Here is a 22223-nt window from a genome sequence, read left to right on the forward strand (position 1 = left end):
ACAATTATTTGCAGGATGGGTTAGCGAATCCATGGGGGTGTTGGGTTTCATACTTCAACCCAACCTACGTTCATCTTATCTAGCTTTTTCAGAAAATCTGTAATAAGCTATAAATTTAACTGGTAGTATTTAAAAATACGAGGAAAACTTATGGATCTGGAAACAATAAAGCAAAGAATCTCCTTAGTACAAACTAAGCGCGAATACCTACTAGGGTTACTCGAACAGCCTAACTTGGGCACTCTTAGGGTTGATATCAATCAAGCTCTGGAAGAGTTAGATGATCTATTGGATGAGTTTAATCGTACATTTTCAAATGAAAATACGAATTAAACTACCCACATAGAATAGAAATGGGGATATTATTTTTAGTTTATTTTGGCTTACTTGAACTTATTCTCAATTCTGCATAAGCGGCTTTGGGTAATTATTTTGGCTCATGGACATAAGAATCGCTTGGGAGTTAGCTTCTGAACTGTTATCTTTGGGCGTTCTTTGAATGTAATTGCCATCGGGTTGTAAATCCCAAGCTTGACGATTATCTGCTAACATAATCCCGAGGATTTCTTGTAGATCTTTGGCAATTTCTTGGTCTCTAATTGGTGTAATAACCTCCACTCTCCGATCTAAATTGCGACGCATCCAGTCCGCACTGCCAATATATATTTCTTCCTGACCATTGTTGTGGAAGTAAAAAATGCGAGAATGTTCTAGAAATCGCCCAATAATGCTCACAATGCGAATGTTATCACTAATGTCTTTCATTCCAGGTCTTAAACAGCATATACCTCTAACTATCAAGTCTATTTGCACCCCTGCACGGGAGGCGGTATATAGGGTGGCAATGATTTCAGGATCAACTAGCGCATTCATTTTGGCCACAATCCTTCCAGAGAATCCATTGTGTACGTTGGTAATTTCTCTGTGAATTAGTTCTAAAAAGCGGTTGCGCATATTCACCGGAGCAACTAATATCTCTCGATAGTTTTTTTGCAGAGAATAACCTGTTAAGAAGTTAAATACATCGGTTAGATCTGCACCCAGTTCTTCCCGACAACTAAACAATCCTAGGTCTGTGTATAGTCTGGCTGTTTTTGGGTTATAATTACCCGTGCCAATATGGACGTAACGACAGATTTTCTCTTTTTCTCTCCTGACTACTAGCACTATTTTACTATGGGTTTTCAAACCCGCTAATCCATAAACTACATGAACTCCAACTTTTTCTAATCGTCTGGCCCAGTAGATATTATTTTCTTCATCAAAACGGGCTTTTAACTCCACTAGAACTGACACTTGTTTACCATTTTCAGCTGCAGCAATTAAGGCATTTACTATGGGTGAATCCCCGGAAGTACGATACAATGTCATTTTAATCGCTAACACTTGAGGATCCCATGCTGCATGGGTAATAAATTGCTCTACTGTAGCGGAAAATGATTGATAGGGATGATGGACTAATAAATCTTTTTCTCTAATTATAGAAAAGAAATCTTTTCCATCTTCTGTTTCTAAAACATCGGGATCTAAACAGGGTTCTTTTAACCGCTGTAACCGGGAAGGAATGACTGATTGACGTGGAGGATCTTTCAGTTCTGGTAAGGATAATCCCATAAAATACATTAGATCCCTCAAACCTAGTAAACCATTTACTTGGTAAACATCATTAGCAGTCAATTCTAGGTCTTCTAATAACCGAGAACGTAAATTTTCCGGTGTTTGTGATTGTATTTCTAATCGAACCGGTGTCCCACCCATACGCCTTTTACGTAGTTCTTGTTCAATGGCTAGTAATAGGTCATCTGCTTCATCTTCTTCTAGCTCTAAGTCCGCATCTCGAGTGATCCGAAAAGGATGGCATTCTTGAATGTTCATCCCCGGAAATAATTGATCTAAATTATGGGCGATCGCCTGTTCTAAAGGTACACCAATCCAGTAAATTGGTTTACCATTATGACTTGCTAGTTCGGAAGGTAAGGGGATAAATCTTGGTAGAACTTTTGGTACTTTCACCCGGGCAAAATATTCTTCTTCTGTCTCTGGATTTTTGACCACTACAGCCAAATTCAGGCTGAGATTAGAAATGTAAGGAAAGGGATGACTAGGATCCACTGCTAAGGGGGTGAGAACGGGAAATATTTGTTCTTTAAAATATTCATCCAGATGCAATTTCTGTTGCTGATTCATATCTATATATTTTATAATATGAATACCTTGATTAGCTAACAAAGGTTGTAGTATTTCTTCAAACTGTTGGTTCTGTTTTGCCACTAATGGGTTTAAATATAATCTGATATCATCTAACTGCTGTTGTGGTGTGCGCCCATCAGGAGTAAGAAGGTCTACTTTTGCTTCTACCTGCTGTTTTAGTGCTGCAATACGCACCATAAAAAATTCATCCAGGTTAGAGCTAAAAATGGCTAGGAATTTGAGTCTCTCTAATAGTGGTGTGCGTTCATCGCATCCCTCATGTAGTACCCTGCTGTTAAACTGTAACCAACTTAATTCTCTATTAATATAATATTCTGGGTCATTTAAATTAATTGGTTCATCTAAACTAACAACTGGAGGATTGTTTTTTTTGAGTTTGGCCATGATTATCTATCACCTAGTAGATGTTGCTATTTCCTTGGTAGTCAATTAATCCAATTATAATGTTAAGCTTTGGTTAAGAAAAAGTTAAGAACCCCTAATTATTTGTCTAAGTAGGTCGGTATAATTAAATATAAATTTTTAACTCCTTGTCATTATCCACTGTGTATGTTCCAAGCTACTCGTCGTCGTCTTGCTCTTTGGTACACCGCTGTCACCGCTATTTTACTACTCTTGTTTGCCACTGGAGTGTATTGGTATGTCCGCAGCACATTAATTGAGAGAATTGATGATACTTTAAATCATGTAGTAGAGGTAGTAGAGCGTTCCTTAGTAATTGAAGACGTTAACTTGGAACCAAGTCAACTAAAATTAAGGCATCAAGGAGTTAAAATACCTCAACAAAACACAATTAGTGTTAACATAGAAGCAAGTTTTCGCAATAATAAGAGTACAAATGAAGACGATCATATTGATTTAGAATGGTTTACCCCTACTGGTGAGTTAAGGTGGTCTACCTTTTCCGAACCCTTACACATTCCCATTCGTGGGAACACAAGTGAAACTGTGCGGGTGATGGGAGCATGGGGTAACTCAGAGCTATTACTGCGACAGGTGACCCATAGAGTGGAAATAGGAAGACAAGTTTTAGGGTATTTGAGGGTCAGTCACCCCTGGTTTGAAGTCACTAAACCAAGTCGAAAGTTGGTTGTGGATCTAGGTTTAGGTATAGGGTTAATGGTGATTTCTGTGGGCGCTAGTGGTTGGTTTTTGTCTGGAAAAGCGATGGAACCTGTGGGTGATTCCTATCAACGGTTGAAACAGTTTACTGCTGATGCTTCCCATGAATTAAGAAGTCCTATAGCGCTGATTCAAACCAATGTCCAAGTTGCATTAGCTGATTTGGAATCGGAAAATTCTTATACTGCTCATGACTATGAACACAATTATTCCCATTATCGCCAACAATTGCAGTTAGTTGAAAGATTAACCCAGCGTTTAGGTAGGTTGGTCAACGATTTGTTGTTTCTTGCTAGACAAGATAGTGGTATGAGTCCTAACTTGTTTTCACCTTGTCCCGTGGATGCTTTGTTAATGGAAGTGGTGGAAGAGCAGGAACTTGTAGCTACAGAAAAACAAATTTCCCTGAGTTTAATCCTTGTGGATCCTCCAGTGGAAACTGACTCCAGATTACGGGAAAACTGGTTCACTCTCATGGGAAACTGGGATCAACTGGGTAGATTATGCACTAATTTGATTAGTAACGCCCTACAATACACTCCCAGGGAAGGAAAAGTGCAAGTAGAATTGGCACGAGTTTTGACAATGCCTGGTCCCTGCTTACAAATTAAAGTGATTGACACGGGAGTAGGTATTCCTAGGGAATCTTTACCAAAACTATTCGATAGATTTTATCGCGTGGACCCAGCTCGCTCCCAACGAGACGCTACTACCGGATCGGGTTTAGGTTTAGCTATTGTTCATACCATTGTAGAACAACATCAAGGGGAAATAGAAGTTCACAGTATTCTTAGTCAGGGGACTACTTTTGTCATTCACTTACCTGTAGGTAGTGAATTTTACTAGTTTTTTTAGTATAATTTTTCTATTAATTTCTCCCATCTTCTAAATAAATATCTCGAATATCAGGGTCTAATTTTTCTTCTAACATCTGGTAGCTCTGTTGTAATAAATCGCTTACCTGTACTATAGAAATATTTTCTCCCTCTGCTTGTAAATAAGCGGCAATCCGGGTTTCACTCCAATGGAAGGTTCGCGCCATCAGTAAAACTACGCGTAGAACAGGTGGTAGTTTATCCAGTGCCTGCTGTAAATAGCACCAAAGCGGAGGTGAGGTTTCTTTTATGGAGTAATGAATTGCTTCTGCTGGTGGTACGCTGATTCGATTAATGCAAAAGGCAGTCATGTTAATTAACCAGTTTTGCAGGCTTAATGCTTCTTTCTCGGTTATTGGTTGCTCTAGAGAAAGTTCCCTCATTTCATAGTATATCTGTTGCCAAGTCAGGGCAAATAAATAGTCTGCTTGAACGGGAGATTTCGCTGAGTGTTGAATCAGAGTGTAAACTATAGGATGATAACGGGCAAATATGGCTGTGAAGTACCGACCACTATCAGGATAGCGCTGAAATAGGTTTAATAGTTCTTGATCGGTTTGCTCAAATAGGGATTTCACCAAGGGGTGATTGGTTTCGGGAAAGGAGGGAATTTGCACAGGGGTTGTAAGGAGTTTAAATGTCAGCTCAAGTTGGTTAGAGTATAAACTATTAAAGAGATAGCGATATGCTAGTCTTTAGCAACAATACTAAAAACCTATTCACTATACAATCTAGATTTATTCATGGTTATAGTAGCTAATGTGATACCTTTTTTGCATATTCCAGTGACAATTGCCTCTTTTTTACCCTCCCTACCCTTGGATAGTCTGTTTTCCACCCAGGGGATTATGATTATGCTATTGGCAGCTTATGCTGGTGCCATGTGGATGTTTCTCACCAGCGCTCCCAAGGTCTATACTGTAATGGTCTCGGATTTGGAAATTGCCCGACAACTATATGAGGGTTTGTTGGATTTACCCGCTGCGGAAGTACCTCTACACTACTACTACAATTATGAACAAACTATAGGTGCTACGGCTATAGATCCGCTTTATATGTCTTCTGGTCCTAGTTTCTCTCATAGGACTATTAGTAATGGCAATGATGGACTATGGTACCAATTAAAGAAAAATACCCAACTACACGTTATTACTGGTGCAAGTCTAGGTAGTAAAAGTCAACAACGTCATGTTTGTTTTGACCGGGATTGTTTAGACTTAATTTTAATGCGGGTGGAAACTAGAGGGTTAAAGTTTAAGATTCGTAATCAAAAACCTTTGAACTTTTTGGTAAAAGATTACGAAGGGAGAATTATTGAAATGGCTGAGGTGACTGGTTAAGAAAAGTTGTTATGGGGTAAAAGACCTGTGATTGAGGCTGAGGTTCATTTGTCATTACATAATTTCCTGCGCTCCCAGGTGGGTTTTCCAACTTGGCCTCATCACCTAACGATGGCAAGGTTGGTAGCTAGGGCTTTTCGTTTGGGACGTAGTGCTTTAATTCAAGTTGGAGCTCTTTGTGGTTATCAAGGAAGATACCGAACAAGTTTTATTGCCTCCGCTTTAATGTGGCCTGGTCCAGTAATTATCGTAGCATTACCAGAAATCCAGCAAAGATTGCTCAAGATAGAAATACCTCGTCTTGAACAGTGGTTAGGAACAACTAAATCTATTAGAGTAGGTGATGTTTGGCCTGATCCCGATTTTAAAGGTTTACTACTAACCTCTCCTCAAGCGTGGCTAAAAGAGCAGTTGAGTAATGAACATGTTGGTTTCCCTCCCCATATTCCTACTATTATTGATGGTGTAGACGATCTAGAAGATTGGGTACGTAATCAGCTGACCCAAAACCTTGATCCCCAGTCCTGGGATCAGCTAATATGGGCTTGTCCCCACCAAGCGGATTTAATCCGGGAAGTGAGGGTAAAATTAACTCATGAATTGTTTCAGCATCCAGAAAATCCATACCACTGTTATCTAATTTGCCAACGGGAAATTGAAATTTTACAAACTCTGTTTTCTGCTTTAAATCCTGACCATCTCCCAGCTATATGGCGTAGTTTTCAGGCATGTTTCTACAACGCTATTGATAATTCCGTAACACCTGTTGGTCTGACTTCTTCCCTTTTTTGGGCCACTGTTGCTCGTCGTCAAGGTCTATTTTATTTACATTGTGCACCCGTAGAATTAGCGACGAAATTAGCACCAATTTGGCAACGACAACCGGTGGTGTTAATTGGTAGTGCTTTGGAACCAGAAACGGAAGCACCCCTGTTTCGCCAGGGATTGGGTTTAGTAGATGTAACTTGTTTGAAGTTTTCCAGTGACAATCACGGTGAAGCTATTCAACTTTATGTACCCCATAAGTTACCTTTGCCCAATACACCGGAATTTCAATCTTCGTTTATTCATCAAGTCCGCACCCTGATTTGTTTGAGTACCACGGCTTTGGGTCTAACTGTAGTGTTGGTCGGTGACGTACCTCTCAAAAGTAGAGTAGCAGCGATTTTGGCTGCTGACTTCGGTTCACGAGTTCAGGTGGAAAAAACTTGTTTGGATGATAATGGTATTCTGGTTAGTGGTTGGGAATTTTGGCGATCGCACCAGAGTGTTTTGCCTGCACCCCAGTTATTGATTATTGCTACTTTACCCCTACCATCCTTAGAGAACCCTTTAGTAGCTGGTAGGGTGGCTTATTACAAGCGATCGCACCAGGACTGGTTTAGACTGTACCTACTACCCACTGCGCTGAGTGAGTTACAACGGGCCCTAGCTCCGGTGAGAGAAAGTCAGGGGATAGTGGCCTTATTAGATAGTCGTGTGGTCAATCGTAGTTATGGATCCCAGATTCTTGCTTGTCTTAGCCCTCGAGCACGCTTAGACTATCTTGATCCCAGTCTTTTTTCTTCCCATACTCCAGAAAACTATTGATGAATTTGAGAGGAAACTAAGTACCTTAATAGCAAACCTTAAATATACTAGTAAGTGAAACGAAATCAAACCTGAGATTAACTGAAATCAATTATTTGTTATGGGTGAAGCAAAACGTCGGAAAAATACCATGGGGGAGAACTATGGACAAGAAACCCCCATATTGCCATGGGTTCCCATTACTAAGTCTCAAGCAGAACTTTTTGTGAAAATAACCACTCGCGGAGCATGGATTGGTATTGGAACTATGGTAGCTATATGGGTGACTATCCGTTTTATCGGACCCGCTTTTGGATGGTGGCAAGTAGTGGATTAGGTTAATGAGTATGATTTAATTTAAGCTAGCTGGAAATATCCTAGTGGGAGCTATAGTTAAGAAATAATGCTAGGTCCTCTCAAAATTGCCTATGGAGGTGTAATATCCAACTATTGCCAATTTGACTAAGATTTAGGTTAGGCTAATTGCTAACCTAAGCATTTATCCAAAACTTTTAGAGATAGAGTACAATAACAAGGGACAGGAAAATCTAAAGAAAATATAAAACATTCTCAAATGACCGTGGTGTCTGGAGGAAAAAATGTTTCTGAGACTAGCATACGAACATAGACAATTTGTGCAAGAGTTGGTAATGAACTTACAAGCTCTGGCCATGGTTCTAGAACGCAAGGGTTACCCAGCTTCTTGCTACACCTGTGGGGATCAAATGAACAGTGCTTCATTTATGGTGGGTTTGGGGAATAATCACCTCATCCGCTTTCTGGTGTCTGACTATGGGATTACCTGGACCGAAATGAGGGATGACCGGGAATTGATGAAGTTAGAAGGAGCGGAAGCAATCCAACAATTACAAGAACTAGCTAATCTGGTTAAACAGTCTATAGAACCTTGTACAAATCAGAAAGCTCTAATTAGGAAGTAAGGAAGTTATTTTGTATAGATGAGCAACACAACATCAGGTCAAGGAACTTTACCACCAGCAAGTGCAATTGACAAGTTAACAAAGAATGAAGTTGATACCTGGTTTGACTATCCCATCAGAGTACAACCTCATCATACGGATTATGCAGGATTAGTTTGGCATGGTACCTACTTAACTTGGATGGAGGAGGCACGAGTAGAGTGTTTACGCTCCTTTGGTGTTGATTATGCTGATTTGGTAGCCTTGGGGTGTGATCTACCAGTTGTAGAACTGTCTATACGCTATCATATATCACTACAATTAGGGAATATGGCTTTGGTCAAAACCCGCATGTTAGAAGTTACAGGTGTGCGAATCAACTGGGACTATAAAATTGTCTCCCTTGATAATCAGCAATTATGTGTAACTGCTCAAGTAAGTTTAGTAGCATTAGATAGGGAAAGGGGTAAAATTATGCGTCAGTTACCCGCCACATTCCAGGAGGTGATCGCTAAAATTGCGGCATCTTATAAGTAGTTATAAGTTTAAGAAGGTCAAGACACTTGCCTACACCATTTCGCTAAAACTGGTGTAGGTATATGAGACAGAAATGTTACAGTTAGCGGACAGAAATAAATTGTGGTTGTATACTAAAATTTTCAGTGGCTTTAATTACTTCTTGTCTAGCCCACCTATCTGCTACCAGGATATCCTCTAAAGAAGGATGAGACTGGTTCTGATGGCGATCGCACACCAATTCAATACAGCGAGCAATATCCAAATAGCCAATTTTTTCTTCTAAAAATAGTGCTACAGCTTGTTCATTAGCTGCATTTAAAACAGCGGGCATAGATCCACCTGCTCTACCAGCGGAATAAGCTAAACCCATACAAGGGTATTTGTGATGGTCTGGTTCGCGAAAAGTCAAAGTTCCGCATTTGACTAAATCCAGCCTTTGCCAATTGGTGTAAATTCTTTCTGGCCAAGACAAAGCATAAAGTAAAGGTAGGCGCATATCTGGCCAACCCAACTGAGCTAAAACAGAGGTATCTTGTAACTCAATTAAAGAATGAATAATACTTTGGGGATGAATAACAATTTCGATGTCATTGTAGTTCATACCAAATAAATAATGGGCCTCAATAACTTCCAACCCCTTATTCATCAAAGTTGCTGAATCCACAGTAATTTTTTTACCCATAGACCAGTTAGGATGTTTAAGAGCGTCTGCAACTTTAACTGTAGGTAATTGTTCCACTGGCCAATCTCTAAAAGCTCCCCCGGAAGCGGTCAACAAAATCTTTTTTAAACCAGCTGGGGGTACACCTTGTAAGCATTGAAAAATAGCGGAATGTTCCGAATCAGCAGGTAATAACTTGACCCCGTGTTTTTGTACTAGGGGTAAAACCACTGGGCCACCAGCAATTAAAGTTTCTTTATTTGCTAGAGCAATATCCTTACCCGCTTCAATAGCAGCGATAGTGGGGAGTAAACCCGCACAACCGACGATTCCAGTAACTACCGTTTGGGAGTCACCATAACGAGCGACTTCCACCACACCTGCTTCCCCGGATAGTAAAATAGGTTGGGGGTAGATATCTTTGATAGCTTCCTCCAGCTCCTGTAACTTATCAGCACAGGAGATAGCAGCTATTTGGGGACGAAACTGGCGGATTTGCGCTGCAAATAACTCTACATTACGTCCAGCAGCAAGACCAACTATGCGAAACTTGTCTGGATGCTCAGAAACGATATCTAAGGTCTGAGTACCAATAGAACCAGTAGAACCTAGAAGAGTTATAGCTTTCACAATGATTGAACAATTTACGGATACTCCTAATTTTAAGCTTCTCCGGTCTAAAGACACGGAGATTTCCGAAGAGTCTATAAACGAACTTTCTGAGGCTGGCTTAAAAAGCCTCTACTGATTCTGCTAAAATTAATTCTTAGCATTACCGCTACTTTAAGTTGATTTCGAAAGTATAGCTCAGATAAGACTTACTTGTCAATAGCAGCCACAAAATAACATAAAGACAACACTGGAATATTGAAGATCCGCATCACGGTTAAATATCAAGGCGAATAAATTCGCCGTTGGCACTTCCTGTCTAAAGCCAATTCTATAACTGTAGCCACCTGCAAGGATTATAACGCCCATCCAGGAGCCATATTTTATTAAAAGCAATAAATTCTTTACTATTTGGTAATATCTAATATGTTTTGTTTAATTCTCTTGTTTATATATGACCAAGGGTCAATTTGCCGGTTACAAACCAATTAATCACAAGCTGTTTAGTTACAACTTCATTAGTAATTATCTTGGTAGGGATAACATATATTTCCCTGTAGTTGTATGGCTATTGAGTCGGCTCATGATTTGGGCAGGAATGTTGCTAATTGCACCTAGCATATCAATAACGGATAACAGCGTTTTTGAGCATGGTACATGGAGTATTTTTGACGCTTGGGACAGTGTGCATTATCGGGCGATCGCCACTAGTGGTTACGAGTTTTACCCTGATGGTCAACAATATAATCTAGCTTTTTTTCCTATGTTTCCCCTAACCATTTGGGTTTTAATGAAACTCGGGTTACCTTTTGAAATAGCTGGTTTATTAATCAACAATTTGTCTTTTTTAGGAGCGGTTTACCTATTATATTTTTGGGTTAAAAAACATTGTAGTTTAAGGATAGCGCAATGGACAATTATAGTCATTTGTTGTTGTCCCATGTCCATGTTTACGGGGGTAATTTACACAGAAGGATTATATTTATTATTCAGCATTGGTTGTTTAAGAGCTTTTGATGAAGAAAAATATAGCTTAACTGCCTTTTGGGGAGCTATGGCAACTGCTACACGTCCTACGGGAATGGCTTTAATTCCTGCTTTATTGCTGACTGCTTGGAGACAAAGGCGGGGTAAAATAGCCTATTTTACCAGTTTGTTAACTGCTACTGGGTTAATATTATTTAGCATATATTGTGCGATTAATTTTCATGATCCCTTAGCCTTTATTGCTGCTCAAAAAGGATGGCGACCATCTCTTGGTTTTGATTGGCAAGGTTGGTTAAATATGTTGATGCAAATTATTTTGGGGAGAAATTGGAATTTTGGGTGGGTATGGAACGATGATGGAGGAATTAGGGATCCTTGGTATCCCGTATTTTTTGGTTTTATGGTTTATGGCACAGTCACTTTGTGGTTGCGGCAAAAATATTGGCATCCCTTCATGATATATTTGGTTTATACCACATTAGCAGTGTTATTGATTTTAGTGGATCAGAGGGTGATCAACAATTTGCTCAATGTTTTAATGGTGGTAGGTGGTAGTTATTTAGTGTGGCATTTTCGTCGCAAACTCACACCTGTCATGGTCATTTATAGTTTGTGTGGAGTCGGTTTATTATTAGCTTCTGGAGGAACCATCTCTTTAAGTCGTCTAGCTTATGGTATTGTTCCTTTAAGCATTGCTATTGGTGCTTGGTTGTCCCGATTTCCCCGTCAAGCTTATCTATCTGTCGGTTTATTTGTGGTTTTACTCTTTAGGTTAGCTATAGGATTCGCTCAACATCATTGGGTGGGTTAAAGTATGGAAGCTTATTGAAGTTTAATTATTGATTCGAGTGAGTATAAATCAAACATGAATTTTTTTTGGAATCTGCTGACTCAGAATAATACTGTATTTGCCAAAATTCTAACAGGGTTATTTTTTATAGTTGGACTACCTGCTATACTTCATCATGCTATGTGGCGTGATGAACTGAATGTTTGGTTGATTGTTAGGGAAAGTCAGTCCTTATTGGAATTATTCCATCACATTCATTATGAGGGACATCCTTTTGTTTGGTATGTTTGTTTAGCAATTTTAAGACAATTTACAACTAATCCTGTAATCATGCAAGTATTTCACTTGTGTTTAGCCACATTGTCAGTCTATGTGTTTACCAGATATTCACCATTTAGTTATTTTCAAAAATTGTTATTTTGCTTGGGCTATATTCCTTTTTATGAATATTTACTAATCAGCAGAAATTATGCTATAGGACTATTACTAGTTTTTATATTTTGTAGTCTCTATTCTAGTCGTCAACAGAGTTACCTTAAATTGGCAGTGGTTTTATTTTTTATGGCTAATGTTAATGCTTATTGTTTATTATTGGCAATAGCATTTAGTCTAACGTTGGTAATAGAATATATTTGTAGGCAATTTTTACATCTAAATCTTGTGGCTAAAAAACATGATATAGTTGTAAGTAGTTTAATAATTTCCCTGGGTATTATTATCTCATTTCTACAGCTGATTCCGCCCCAAGATAGTAACTTGGCTGGAGGGTTATCCGGGTTTGTATTAAACTTTGACTTTAACCATTTAACTAAGACTTTAGTTAGATTATGGAATAGTTATATTATTGTTGTTTTAGCTAATGAATCTGAACAATTCAGTCTCATTCTACTTTCTGTTTTGTCCATAATATTTTTTCTGGTTTTCAGCATTTCTTTCATAGTCAGACCAATTATTTTATTTCTTTACATAGTGGGAACAATGGAGATACTTGTATTTACTTATGTTAAATTTTTAGGTAGCCCACGTCATTATGGACATTTATATATTTTGTTAATTGTCTGTATCTGGCTTAGTAGTTATTATCATTCATTATTTTCCTTATCAAGCGTAACTGTTTTACCAAAAACAGTAGTTCAAGCAGCAAAACTGAAAAAGTCATATTATAATATAGCAATTATGGTAATTTTATATTGCCAAATGGTAGGGGGAGTATTTGCTTTTAGTCGAGATATTATTATTCCTTTCTCATCTAGTAAGGAAGCATCTGCTTATATCAAAGACCAATATCAAGATAAATTAAATGACTTGTTTATTGTTGGTAGTAGAGATTATGCCATATCCCCAATTTCTGCATATATTAATCGTCAGATTTATTACCCGGAAATCTCAAAAATGGGCAGTTTTGTTTTATTCACCACTAAGAGGAAGGAGATTAATCATATAGAAGTTCTAAGCCAAGTAAATCAAATATGCCAAAAAGAATTAAATCCATTACTTTTGATTTTAAATAGACCTTTGGAACTCAACCATGCTAAATTGAAGATTGATTTGATTGAGAAGTTTACTAAGGGGTTTATTTATGATGAGCGATATTATTTGTACTCTGTTACAAAACGAACTGTTGAGTAAGATTTTTATTAAGCTACCCATAAACCTTGGGCAAATCTAATTGATGAAGTAATTAACATAATTATAAACCACAATATAATGAAGTAGTTCAGTTTAACATGACGGGATAAAAATATTCCCCAACATATTGCCAAAGAAACACAACCATAAGCGAATCTGTTAATGGACATTGTTCTCCCGGTAGCAAAAATAATAAATAAACTAAATATTCCATAAAATAGGATAGTCGGGGAAATTATTTGACGATAATGCCATAATAAATAAGCACCACCAAAAACTAGTAAAGAATTGAAAAATTCATCACCCGACAAAAGCCATAAAACAATTATCCCAGCAATCATACCATAGCTGAATTTGTAATTACCTGTCCGCCTATCCCAGCAATCATACCATAGCTGAATTTGTAATTACCTGTCCGCCTAACTTTCCACCAACAATAATAAATTAAACCCACACCAAGAGCAAATATAAGAGGATAGATAATATCAACCAACCTACCTGATTTATAATTTGCCCAACCGAAAAACATGGGTAAGAATATTTTTAACCACAAATAACCCAACTTTTCCTGTCCTTCTTGAGTCCATGCTTTTTGTACTAATAAAAATGCCAAAGGTTGATCAAACTTAATTTTTAAATACCCCATATAAAAGATTAAACCTAATCCAGTTAACAGGGCGGCGATATAAGCGGTTAATTTTCTTTTTTCTTGCCAACAAACAATTAAATATGTAGGAATTATAGCCAAAGAATTTAGTCTAGTTGCTGTTAATAACATTCCAAAAATAGACGACTTTAAAACATCTGGTTTCGTCCAGTAAGTTAGGGTCAAGGTGCTCAAGCATAAAAATAAACCTTCTGTATAGACCACACTACAATATAATGAAATCGGACAGAAAGATAAAAATGCTATAGTCCATTTAGCTATATTTATGTCATGTTTTTTTGCTAAGTAGTGAAATAAAATAATTAGGGCAATTAGAAAAGCTGTATTACTAATTATAATTCCTGCTATCTTAGGTTCAAAACCTATAAGTTTACTGAAATATATCAGAGTGGGATATAAGGGGAAAAATGCCACATTATAACCTTTTTCATCATTAGCAAATTGGTAACCATGTTCAACTATATTCAAATAAAAGTTACAATCAAATCTAATAAAAACATCCCAGGAAAAAGTCGCCCTAATGTCTTTAACCGGTTGAGGTAGTAATGGTGCTATTCCCAGCATTGATACCCAAATAATTATGCGACTTGATAACCACATAAAGAAGGGAAAATAGGACTCATTCGCTTTGTTGACTAAATACTTCATCATAGTTTATTGGTAGGTGAACTTGGACTCGTTGGCGCAATTAATCTAAATCCTTGGGATTTTCCTAGGACTCGACTATTTTTTAAGTTGATTTTACCTAAATCCTCTTCATTCACTAACAAAAAAGAGTGAGAAGAAAACTTATCTACTAAATCCCCAAGAGAGGTGGGGATAATCTGACAATCACTATAGAAATCCAAACTGGGACGACTATCAGGAAAAGAAGTATATATTTTTTGCCCCGCTGGAATATGTTGACGAATTAAACCTGCTACTGGTTGGACAGGGAATTTTTCATTCAATTCCCACACCCAAGATTGGGAAATCATCAGCAGTGTTAAAACCAAATACATTCCCCCAAATAAAACCGGGATAAATTGACGACTGTGCTGAGAAATAAACCACGATGTGATAACCATACTGATTGTCAACACCACGCTCATAAGAATCAATGGAACCTGGCGGTCAAATAAACTAAAATAAATACAACCCCCCACACCAGCAACTGATAAAAATATAAAAAATCCTATTAAAAATTTAATTGTTAATGGGGTTTTTAAAAACTTACCAAGACTATGTTCCTCCCAGGTATAACCTAAATTAACACCAACTGCCAAAGCCAAAAATGGATATATGGGCATGATATACCAAGGTAATTTGGTACTCATTAAAGAAACTATAGTAAAATAAATGACCGTACCAATAAATACTAAAGATCCCCAAGGAGTTTGACGGTTTTTCCAACTTAAATATAATCCTCCGGGGAAAAATAACAGCCAGGGAAAACCATATTTAATTATCTCCAGTAAATAATACCAAACAGGGCCAGTATTACCCTCCACTGCTGTTCCTAGTCTATCAAAAGCCTGATCTTCAAAATGCACCTTGAGAAAGGTATCACCATAATGTTGCCATTGGGCTATATACCAACCTAAAGCAGGAAAATTCCCTAAAAATATCCCTATCCAAAAGTATGGGTTTCTCAGTAGATCTAGTTGTTTATTAGCAATGACAAATGTCCCACTAATTAGCACAAATACCATTACCAACATACCCTTTGTCAGAGTAACTAACCCTAGACAAAATCCTATGCCAATAGCATATCTTTTATTATCTCTTGCTTTTAAAACACAGAATAAAAGCATTAGAAAAAAGGAAATTGCCATTCCGTCTAACATTGCCAGTCTACCATGACGTACCACTGGTAATAATGTTAAATAAACTAGGCTGGAAAATAAAGCTGGTGGGGTTTTTAAAAACACTAATCTCCCAATTAAGTAGATTAGGGGAACTCCTAAAGCAGTTAAAAACGCTGCGGGAAATCTGGTTGTAAATTCTCCCACTCCCCCTAGGTGATAACAGATGGCTATTAACCATTGCATTAAAGGGGGTTTGAGCAAAAAAGGAGACCCCTGTAAGGTGGGATAAAACCAGTTACCAGTACGGTAAATTTCTCTAGCAACTATACCGTATGTTCCCTCATCCCAGTCTCTTAATGGTAGGTTCCCTAAACCTACTAGCCATAAGGTCAGTGAGAGGAATAATAATCCTAGCACTATCCATTTGTCACCCATTTCTATTTGAGATTGTTTTGAAAATTTTAACATGTGATTTTAATTAGATTATTCCATTGGATGAATTTGATAGTTGAAATTAGAAATTTCCGTTTCATTAGTTACTTCCCAGTCAATAAATCATTATAGCAGTTGAAGCAAGAGATTCAGGATAGGATACAACTACACCGTGCTGACTGAACTGGGAAAGGAATTAGAGTGAAAATTCATAAATGGGCGATCGCCATATTATTGTGGGGTTTTGTTTTTCGGATGACCTGTGCGATCTATCTCAATACAGGCCTTGACGAAGCTTACTATTACCTGTATACCCAAAATCTCGACTGGAGCTATTTCGATCATCCGCCCCTTGTCGCTTTTACTACAGGAATAGGCGTATGGCTGACAGGTGAAGTGACACCATTTACGATCAGAATTGGTGGAGTTGTACTGTATACAGGAACCCTAATTTTTTCCTATTTAGCTAGTCGCAAACTATTTGGTGATCGCGTCGCCACATTAACTTTAGTAATTTTGACGACTATTCCGATTTTCCAAATTGCCTTTGGGATTCTCACACTACCAGACAACGCCTTAATGTTTTTCTGGAGTATCTGTTTGTGGCTGTGTGCTACTGAATTTTTTCCCTCTGGTGAGTCCTATGACCCTATTTATGACACAAGGCCCTATAGACCCACTTATAAACTTGCGCTTGTTGGCTTGCTAGTGGGCCTATCATTTTTAGGGAAGTATCATGGAGCATTGCTAGGCTGCGGCTTAGTTTTGTTTTGCCTGATTAGTAATCGATACCGTTGCGCTCTATTCTCCATCTGGACATTGGTAGCAGTCGTGCTATTTCTCATTGCCATTTCCCCCGTGCTGTATTGGAACTCACAGCATGAATGGACTTCTTTTCGATTCCAAAGTGGTCGTGCAGTTCCTTCTGTTGGCTATAATCTGGAACGTCTTTTAGTCACAATTTTAGTGGGGATTGGCTATCTATTTCCTACTTTTGGCTTTCCAATCTGGTGGACAAGTTTCCGTACCTTTTGGGAGTGGTTACCCTTCAATAAATCTCAAACCCCTTCTAATTATGCTCATACTAAGAACATAGAACCAGAGGCGATCATGATAAATCAGCTTGCTCATGATCTAGTGGTTCAAAAGCGCTTGCTGATATTATGTGTGTCGATGCCAATCTTCTTTGGTTTTACCTTTATGGGTGGCTTTATCCAAATCCTTCCCTCATGGCATATGCCCGGATTTTTTGGGGCCACACTTTTGTTAGGCGAACGTGCAGCATTAGTGCAAGTCAAGCGTCCCAAATTTATCCGCAATTGGCTTTGGGGTTCGGGAATGGTAATTTTGCCACTGTTGCTCATTAGCTTGCTCCATATCCATTGGGGTATCGCGCAGAAGGGAGGCAATGTGGCGATCGCCGGCGGATTCTGGGAAGCTAAGGATGATCCTTCCACGCAAATGATTGATATTGAACAGTTACGACAAGCATTTTTGGATTCACCTGACTTAAAAGCGGAATTAGAAAAAGCAGATTTTGTCTTTAGCAATAATTTCTTTGTAGCGGGACAAGTGGGTATGGCGATTGAGCCTCTCGGCAAAAAAGTGACCTGTTTCGACGAGGATTTGAGAGGTTTTGCTTATTGGAGTCAGGCCACAGATTTTGTTGGCAAAACTTCTCTGTATGTCACTTCTGAGCAGTTTATGATGGATGAGCACTTTCCGCAACCGCTAGATAAATATAAAGGTTACTTTAAATCCTTAGAAAAGATTGCTGATATCGCCATTAAGCGAGGTGGGCAAGCTGTTCAGATTTTCCCAGTCTATCGTGCTTCCCCCATGCTCAAACCCTATCCCAGACCCTATGGTTAAATGAAAGCTCTAACTTAACTGGATAGGTTCGGAGACCGTTTTTTTACTCTGTGGTTGGGTTGAGGAACGAAACCCAACACCCCCATGGGTAACTCATTTCTATTTGAAATTGTTTTGGAAATTTTAACATGTGATTTTAAGTAGATCATTCCATTGGATGAATTTGATAGTTGAAATTAGAAATTTCCAACAATTGGTAGAAACTTCATGACATTTGTAATTGTTTTTAAAGTTTTTAACTCTGGTATATCTGGTTGAAGTTTTTCCGCTGTAACTAGATTTTTTTCTGCTTGTCTTGGTTGAAAGTTATAGAGATGCACAAATCCCAAATAAATCCAAGCATAGGGATTTTGGGAATCGTATTGAGTTATCTGAGTTAAGTTCTGTATTAACTCTGGTACTTGACGCTGCAAAAGTTGTGATAGGGCTAGGGTATACCGCCAATTTAGATTATTGGGTTCAGCTTGTAAATAATAATTGGCAGCAGTTTTGATCTGCTTGAGGTAATCTTGGGTTGGATCATACTGGTTGAAGTTGTCTATTTGGATAAATAGGTTCTCTAACTTACCCTGCTGAAATTCCATTGCCAATTGGGACATGCGAGAAACTAAATCCAAAGGTGGGGTTCTGTTTATTTTTTTGGGAGACGTGATATCCTTTTGAATGTTCACAGTATAATTGATGTTATTTAGGGGTGTAATTTTTCCACTTTTTCTATCTACATAAAGTGCTGAAAGTTGATATTTTCCGGTTGGTAATGTTTGAGGAACAAAGGTAGATAGATTCTCTGTGACGCGGAAATTTCCCCCAGGATCACATTTTATACCACAATATAAATTTCCTAGGGCAATTCCGTGGTCATGATACCATGCTGATTTTCCATTTTGCCATTTTAGCAGTAACACGCCATTTTGTAACTTATCCCATGAACCGGTTATTTTATAGGTTATGGGGTTATTTTGATTGACAGTAAACTCATCGTTGAAAATGACTGTTTCTAGGTTAACTGGGTTCTGATCAGCTTGATCATAGCCCAGTTTCTCAACGACTATGTGGGGATTTACGCGATGATACAGTCGTAGTTTATTTCCTTGGGGTAATAGCCAATCGCTCTGCAATTTTAAGTCGGGAGAAGACTCTACCAAAAATTTGAGTTGACGTTTAGTTTCTCCCCTTTCTCCTGGTTCATCTGGTTCATTTTCCTTAGTTACATACCAGGACAAATACTGTAAATCCTGATCCATTTGAGATAATTTCATCGTTAGTTTTCTTCCATATACCCGAAAGTCAGCCAAGGTCCCAAAATAATCCAGGGTAAATTCATTAACTTCTGCTGTTGAAACTGGTATTACTCCCAAGGTGTTTCTTAAATATGGTGTGGTTTGGTTGATTGTTGTAATTAGCTCGCCCAGGGGATACTTTTTACTCTCGTCGCTGGGCAAATGTCTTCCACCCCAACTCTGAATCAGGGGGAGGGGAAATAAATTATTGATTAAAACAAGACTCCCTAATCCTATAGTTAATAATCTCAATCTATCAAACCATATATTTTGAACTAAATTAAAGAAATAAGCAAGAATTACACTAATTACTGGAAGGCAAGGAAGAATAAATCTAATGTCTTTATTTGTACCCAGAGAAGAAATTATATAGCTGCTAATTAGAAAAATAAGTAACCAATTTACGGATGCTTGATTAAAGGTTAAATGAGATAGGTTAGATAGGTTATTTATAGGATTTTTACTAATATGGTTAAGGTCATGTTCACCAATCTGTTTGGTGATCTGTTTAATAATAAACACCAAGAAAACACCAATGCTAATAAATAATATGGGATATCCCACGCTTTCAGGAATAGTTTGGGGATAATACATCCATCCAGCAATGGTGTTAAAAGTGGGATCTCCTTCGTTTTTACCCACATTGTTGGCATTTAATGCGGAAGTGATAATGGTTAACCAATTTAATCTGTACCAAAATCCACAAATCAACCAAGCAACTAGCAAAGACAACCCTGCTTGAATCAATTTGGTGATTTTTTCAGGGACTTTTAATTTAGGAGCTTTCCTATTCCAAAGAAAACCAGTTAATGTCCAAACACCCGGAACAAAAAGGAAGATAAATCCTGTTGGTTTTGATAACATGATCAATCCTATTCCTATCCCCAAAATCACCGTTAGGATCCATGATAAAAATCCAGTATGACGATCTTTCCACAATGTTAAAATCGTAAATGTCAAGCTCACAACTGCTGTTAAACCATAATCTAGTAAATAATCTGTCCGCATGATTCCCAAAATGGGAAATAACAAGCAAAATATACTAGCTGTAATCCCAACTTTCCCATGAGGAAATAAATAATTCCCCAAATAATATACGGAAAATATAATTATACCTGTATAGAATAAATTTACTAAAGTAGCTTGGTCATATCCCCTACCAAACAGTAAAAAAAATGGTACTGTACAAATATATATAAATGGAGCTCGGTAACTGGGCGTTAACTCCCACAAGGATAACCACCAATCACCTGAGAAAATATTTACATCCTGAAAGACCCGATAATGATGTAGTGCTGCTGTTAGATGGGCACTTTGATCCCAAGCAGGAATAGACTCGTCTAGTAACAACCATGTTCTGTCTATAATTAATCCTATGAACCAAATTGAGAAAAGGATGATATAGTCCTTGTTAGCTTTCAGATACACCCGTTTCATTACTTACTTCCCAGTCAATAAATCAGCAACAATATTTTAGCGTGAATCATCCCATCCACTCCCCCATCTACTCCTTAGTTGTCCCCATTTACAATGAAGAGGAAAACATTGAAGAAATGTACCGCCGTCTGAGCAATGTAATGGCCCAGTTGCAAGGCGAAGTTGAACTGATTTTAATAGATGATGGTAGTCGAGACCAGTCTTTGACCATGATTCGAAAATTACATCATCATGATAGTCGAGTTCGCTACTTGAGTCTAGCTAGAAATTTTGGTCATCAGATCGCGGTTACCGCAGGATTGAACTTTGTTCAGGGTCAAGCCATTATTGTTATGGATGCTGATCTGCAAGACCCACCTGAATTAATCCTTTCTATGATTGATAAATGGCATGAAGGATATCAGGTGGTTTATGCTCAACGCATATCCCGTCATAAAGAAACTTGGTTCAAACGTCTCACAGCATACCTATTTTATCGCCTTTTACAACGTCTAGCTAAAGTAACCATTCCTGTAGATACGGGAGACTTTTGCCTAATGGATAAACAAGTCGTAGATATTCTCAATGGGATGCCAGAACGTAACCGCTATATTCGTGGTTTACGTGCTTGGGTAGGATTTAAACAAACATCTGTAATGTTTGAAAGAAGTCCCCGCTATGCAGGAAAAGTTAAATATACCTTTAGTAAGTCCCTCTCTCTAGCAATTGATGGTATTATTTCATTTTCTACTGTTCCATTAAGACTCGCAACTTATCTGGGCATTATTTCAGCTACTGTGGCTTTAATCATGATATTCCTGGTTCTATACTGGCGAATCTTTGCTCCTGTTTCCCAATTAATCGGGTACAGTCTGATTACAATTGCTATATTTTTCCTGGGATCAGTACAGCTGATTTGTATCGGGATTTTGGGAGAATATATTGGTAGGATTTATGAGGAAGTTAAAGCTCGTCCTTTGTATACCTTAAAAGAAACTGGTGGTTTTGACCCGCTAAATATCTAATTCAGTTTATATTAACCCATAAACAATATTTGAGGATAATTCCTGTGTCACCTCAAGAATTTACTTTACTCCTGTTCTCTGTTCTCATTAGTGTTACCGGACAATTTCTCCTGAAAACAGGAGCCCTGAAACTAGGTAAGGTTCACGCGGGGAACTTTATTACTCATATTCTCAACATGATTACTGTCCCCGAACTATTGTTGGGACTCGCATGTTATGGTGTGGGAGCAATAGCATATATTTTACTGCTTACCCGCGTTAATCTCAGTATCGCTGGTCCCGCTGTCTCCGTGGGTTATATTTTTTCAGTAATGATAGGTCTTCTGGTGTTTAAAGAATCTATGCCTCTTACCCGTATATTAGGATTGGGTTTTATTGTCACAGGAGTAATATTATTGGTTAGACCTAATTGATCTTCTTATTAGTAATTTTGCGGATGGATAGATCAATCTTGTGAAGAATAAGATGTAATCATAAAGAAGGTAATGAAGGGTACAACTTCATCACCAGTT

At 38.1% G+C, this 22223-nt stretch carries 19 protein-coding genes; 12 read left to right on the forward strand and 7 right to left on the reverse strand.

What is annotated here, in order from left to right:
• Nucleotides 1–150: 150 nt before the first annotated feature.
• Nucleotides 151–333, forward strand: a complete 183-nt coding sequence (locus ASL19_RS18755; protein WP_006275970.1) for a hypothetical protein — start codon at nucleotides 151–153, stop codon at nucleotides 331–333.
• 66 nt (nucleotides 334–399) lie between these two features.
• Here ASL19_RS18755 and ppk1 read toward each other — a convergent pair whose 3' ends face one another.
• Entirely contained in the window at nucleotides 400–2595 is a 2196-nt protein-coding gene (gene ppk1, locus ASL19_RS15590) for a polyphosphate kinase 1 (RefSeq protein ID WP_057179039.1), read from the reverse strand.
• 165 nt (nucleotides 2596–2760) lie between these two features.
• On the opposite strand from ppk1, the gene ASL19_RS15595 reads away from it, so the two are divergent.
• Complete coding sequence (locus ASL19_RS15595) at nucleotides 2761–4179, forward strand: cell wall metabolism sensor histidine kinase WalK (RefSeq protein WP_057179040.1); 1419 nt, start codon at nucleotides 2761–2763, stop codon at nucleotides 4177–4179.
• Nucleotides 4180–4201: 22 nt separating this feature from the next.
• On the opposite strand, the gene ASL19_RS15600 is transcribed toward ASL19_RS15595, so the two are convergent.
• Complete coding sequence (locus ASL19_RS15600) at nucleotides 4202–4825, reverse strand: RNA polymerase sigma factor (RefSeq protein WP_057179041.1); 624 nt, start codon at nucleotides 4823–4825, stop codon at nucleotides 4202–4204.
• A gap of 126 nt (nucleotides 4826–4951) precedes the next feature.
• Here ASL19_RS15600 and ASL19_RS15605 point away from each other — a divergent pair, with 126 nt between their 5' ends.
• The 5 genes from ASL19_RS15605 to ASL19_RS15625 all read left to right on the forward strand — a co-directional run bounded on the left by ASL19_RS15605 (nucleotide 4952) and on the right by ASL19_RS15625 (nucleotide 8574).
• Nucleotides 4952–5548 carry a hypothetical protein gene (locus ASL19_RS15605; RefSeq protein ID WP_006275974.1) on the forward strand — a complete coding sequence of 199 codons (597 nt, stop codon included), beginning with the start codon at nucleotides 4952–4954 and terminating at the stop codon, nucleotides 5546–5548.
• A gap of 27 nt (nucleotides 5549–5575) precedes the next feature.
• The gene (locus ASL19_RS15610; protein WP_057179065.1) at nucleotides 5576–7138 is read left to right on the forward strand and encodes a helicase C-terminal domain-containing protein; all 1563 of its coding nucleotides are present in this window, start codon (nucleotides 5576–5578) and stop codon (nucleotides 7136–7138) included.
• 100 nt (nucleotides 7139–7238) lie between these two features.
• On the forward strand, nucleotides 7239–7454 hold the full coding sequence (locus ASL19_RS15615; RefSeq protein ID WP_057179042.1) for a DUF2839 domain-containing protein: 216 nt from the start codon (nucleotides 7239–7241) through the stop codon (nucleotides 7452–7454).
• Nucleotides 7455–7716: 262 nt separating this feature from the next.
• A complete protein-coding gene (locus ASL19_RS15620; protein ID WP_006275977.1) occupies nucleotides 7717–8058 on the forward strand; it encodes a DUF1815 family protein in 342 nt (113 codons plus the stop codon).
• 18 nt (nucleotides 8059–8076) lie between these two features.
• Complete coding sequence (locus ASL19_RS15625; RefSeq protein WP_057179043.1) at nucleotides 8077–8574, forward strand: thioesterase family protein; 498 nt, start codon at nucleotides 8077–8079, stop codon at nucleotides 8572–8574.
• A gap of 82 nt (nucleotides 8575–8656) precedes the next feature.
• Here the strand turns inward: ASL19_RS15625 and dxr are convergent, their stop codons facing one another.
• Nucleotides 8657–9847 carry a 1-deoxy-D-xylulose-5-phosphate reductoisomerase gene (gene dxr / locus ASL19_RS15630; protein ID WP_057179044.1) on the reverse strand — a complete coding sequence of 397 codons (1191 nt, stop codon included), beginning with the start codon at nucleotides 9845–9847 and terminating at the stop codon, nucleotides 8657–8659.
• A gap of 433 nt (nucleotides 9848–10280) precedes the next feature.
• Between dxr and ASL19_RS15635 the strand changes: the two genes are divergently transcribed.
• Together ASL19_RS15635 and ASL19_RS15640 are read left to right on the forward strand one after the other, a co-directional pair.
• Entirely contained in the window at nucleotides 10281–11624 is a 1344-nt protein-coding gene (locus ASL19_RS15635; protein ID WP_235529021.1) for a mannosyltransferase family protein, read from the forward strand.
• 54 nt (nucleotides 11625–11678) lie between these two features.
• The gene (locus ASL19_RS15640; protein ID WP_057179045.1) at nucleotides 11679–13232 is read left to right on the forward strand and encodes a hypothetical protein; all 1554 of its coding nucleotides are present in this window, start codon (nucleotides 11679–11681) and stop codon (nucleotides 13230–13232) included.
• 8 nt (nucleotides 13233–13240) lie between these two features.
• On the opposite strand, the gene ASL19_RS17205 is transcribed toward ASL19_RS15640, so the two are convergent.
• Genes ASL19_RS17205 through ASL19_RS15655 form a run of 3 tightly spaced genes read right to left on the reverse strand, consistent with a single transcriptional unit; the run spans nucleotide 13241 to nucleotide 16154 of the window.
• A complete protein-coding gene (locus tag ASL19_RS17205) occupies nucleotides 13241–13573 on the reverse strand; it encodes a hypothetical protein (protein ID WP_057179046.1) in 333 nt (110 codons plus the stop codon).
• Nucleotides 13570–14550 (reverse strand): hypothetical protein, encoded by a 981-nt coding sequence (locus ASL19_RS15650; RefSeq protein WP_152980448.1) that lies wholly within the window; start codon nucleotides 14548–14550, stop codon nucleotides 13570–13572. Before ASL19_RS15650 ends, ASL19_RS17205 begins: the two co-directional genes overlap by 4 nt.
• Entirely contained in the window at nucleotides 14547–16154 is a 1608-nt protein-coding gene (locus tag ASL19_RS15655; RefSeq protein ID WP_235529022.1) for a glycosyltransferase family 39 protein, read from the reverse strand. The genes ASL19_RS15650 and ASL19_RS15655 overlap by 4 nt, the downstream gene beginning before the upstream one ends.
• Nucleotides 16155–16319: 165 nt before the next feature.
• On the opposite strand from ASL19_RS15655, the gene ASL19_RS15660 reads away from it, so the two are divergent.
• A complete protein-coding gene (locus tag ASL19_RS15660) occupies nucleotides 16320–17990 on the forward strand; it encodes a glycosyltransferase family 39 protein (protein WP_057179048.1) in 1671 nt (556 codons plus the stop codon).
• A gap of 176 nt (nucleotides 17991–18166) precedes the next feature.
• Here ASL19_RS15660 and ASL19_RS15665 read toward each other — a convergent pair whose 3' ends face one another.
• The gene (locus tag ASL19_RS15665; RefSeq protein ID WP_057179049.1) at nucleotides 18167–20707 is read right to left on the reverse strand and encodes a hypothetical protein; all 2541 of its coding nucleotides are present in this window, start codon (nucleotides 20705–20707) and stop codon (nucleotides 18167–18169) included.
• Between the two features lie 53 nt (nucleotides 20708–20760).
• Here ASL19_RS15665 and ASL19_RS15670 point away from each other — a divergent pair, with 53 nt between their 5' ends.
• Together ASL19_RS15670 and ASL19_RS15675 are read left to right on the forward strand one after the other, a co-directional pair.
• Nucleotides 20761–21711, forward strand: coding sequence for a glycosyltransferase family 2 protein (locus ASL19_RS15670; RefSeq protein ID WP_057179068.1), 951 nt, complete (start codon nucleotides 20761–20763; stop codon nucleotides 21709–21711).
• A 44-nt stretch (nucleotides 21712–21755) separates the two neighbouring features.
• Nucleotides 21756–22124 carry an EamA family transporter gene (locus ASL19_RS15675; protein ID WP_057179050.1) on the forward strand — a complete coding sequence of 123 codons (369 nt, stop codon included), beginning with the start codon at nucleotides 21756–21758 and terminating at the stop codon, nucleotides 22122–22124.
• Nucleotides 22125–22223 lie beyond the last annotated feature (99 nt).

Source organism: Cylindrospermopsis sp. CR12 (assembly GCF_001432185.1).
GTDB classification, from domain to species: domain Bacteria; phylum Cyanobacteriota; class Cyanobacteriia; order Cyanobacteriales; family Nostocaceae; genus Raphidiopsis; species Raphidiopsis raciborskii.

Coding starts and splice junctions, on each gene's coding strand:
- ASL19_RS17205 (WP_057179046.1), bottom strand. CDS start 13,573: ATGATTGCTGGGATAATTGTTTTATGGCTTTTGTCGGGTGATGAATTT.
- ASL19_RS15635 (WP_235529021.1), top strand. CDS start 10,281: ATGACCAAGGGTCAATTTGCCGGTTACAAACCAATTAATCACAAGCTG.
- ASL19_RS15620 (WP_006275977.1), top strand. CDS start 7,717: ATGTTTCTGAGACTAGCATACGAACATAGACAATTTGTGCAAGAGTTG.
- ASL19_RS15640 (WP_057179045.1), top strand. CDS start 11,679: ATGAATTTTTTTTGGAATCTGCTGACTCAGAATAATACTGTATTTGCC.
- ASL19_RS15650 (WP_152980448.1), bottom strand. CDS start 14,550: ATGATGAAGTATTTAGTCAACAAAGCGAATGAGTCCTATTTTCCCTTC.
- ASL19_RS15605 (WP_006275974.1), top strand. CDS start 4,952: ATGGTTATAGTAGCTAATGTGATACCTTTTTTGCATATTCCAGTGACA.
- ppk1 (WP_057179039.1), bottom strand. CDS start 2,595: ATGGCCAAACTCAAAAAAAACAATCCTCCAGTTGTTAGTTTAGATGAA.
- ASL19_RS15655 (WP_235529022.1), bottom strand. CDS start 16,154: ATGTTAAAATTTTCAAAACAATCTCAAATAGAAATGGGTGACAAATGG.
- ASL19_RS15615 (WP_057179042.1), top strand. CDS start 7,239: ATGGGTGAAGCAAAACGTCGGAAAAATACCATGGGGGAGAACTATGGA.
- ASL19_RS15595 (WP_057179040.1), top strand. CDS start 2,761: ATGTTCCAAGCTACTCGTCGTCGTCTTGCTCTTTGGTACACCGCTGTC.
- ASL19_RS15665 (WP_057179049.1), bottom strand. CDS start 20,707: ATGAAACGGGTGTATCTGAAAGCTAACAAGGACTATATCATCCTTTTC.
- ASL19_RS15625 (WP_057179043.1), top strand. CDS start 8,077: ATGAGCAACACAACATCAGGTCAAGGAACTTTACCACCAGCAAGTGCA.
- ASL19_RS18755 (WP_006275970.1), top strand. CDS start 151: ATGGATCTGGAAACAATAAAGCAAAGAATCTCCTTAGTACAAACTAAG.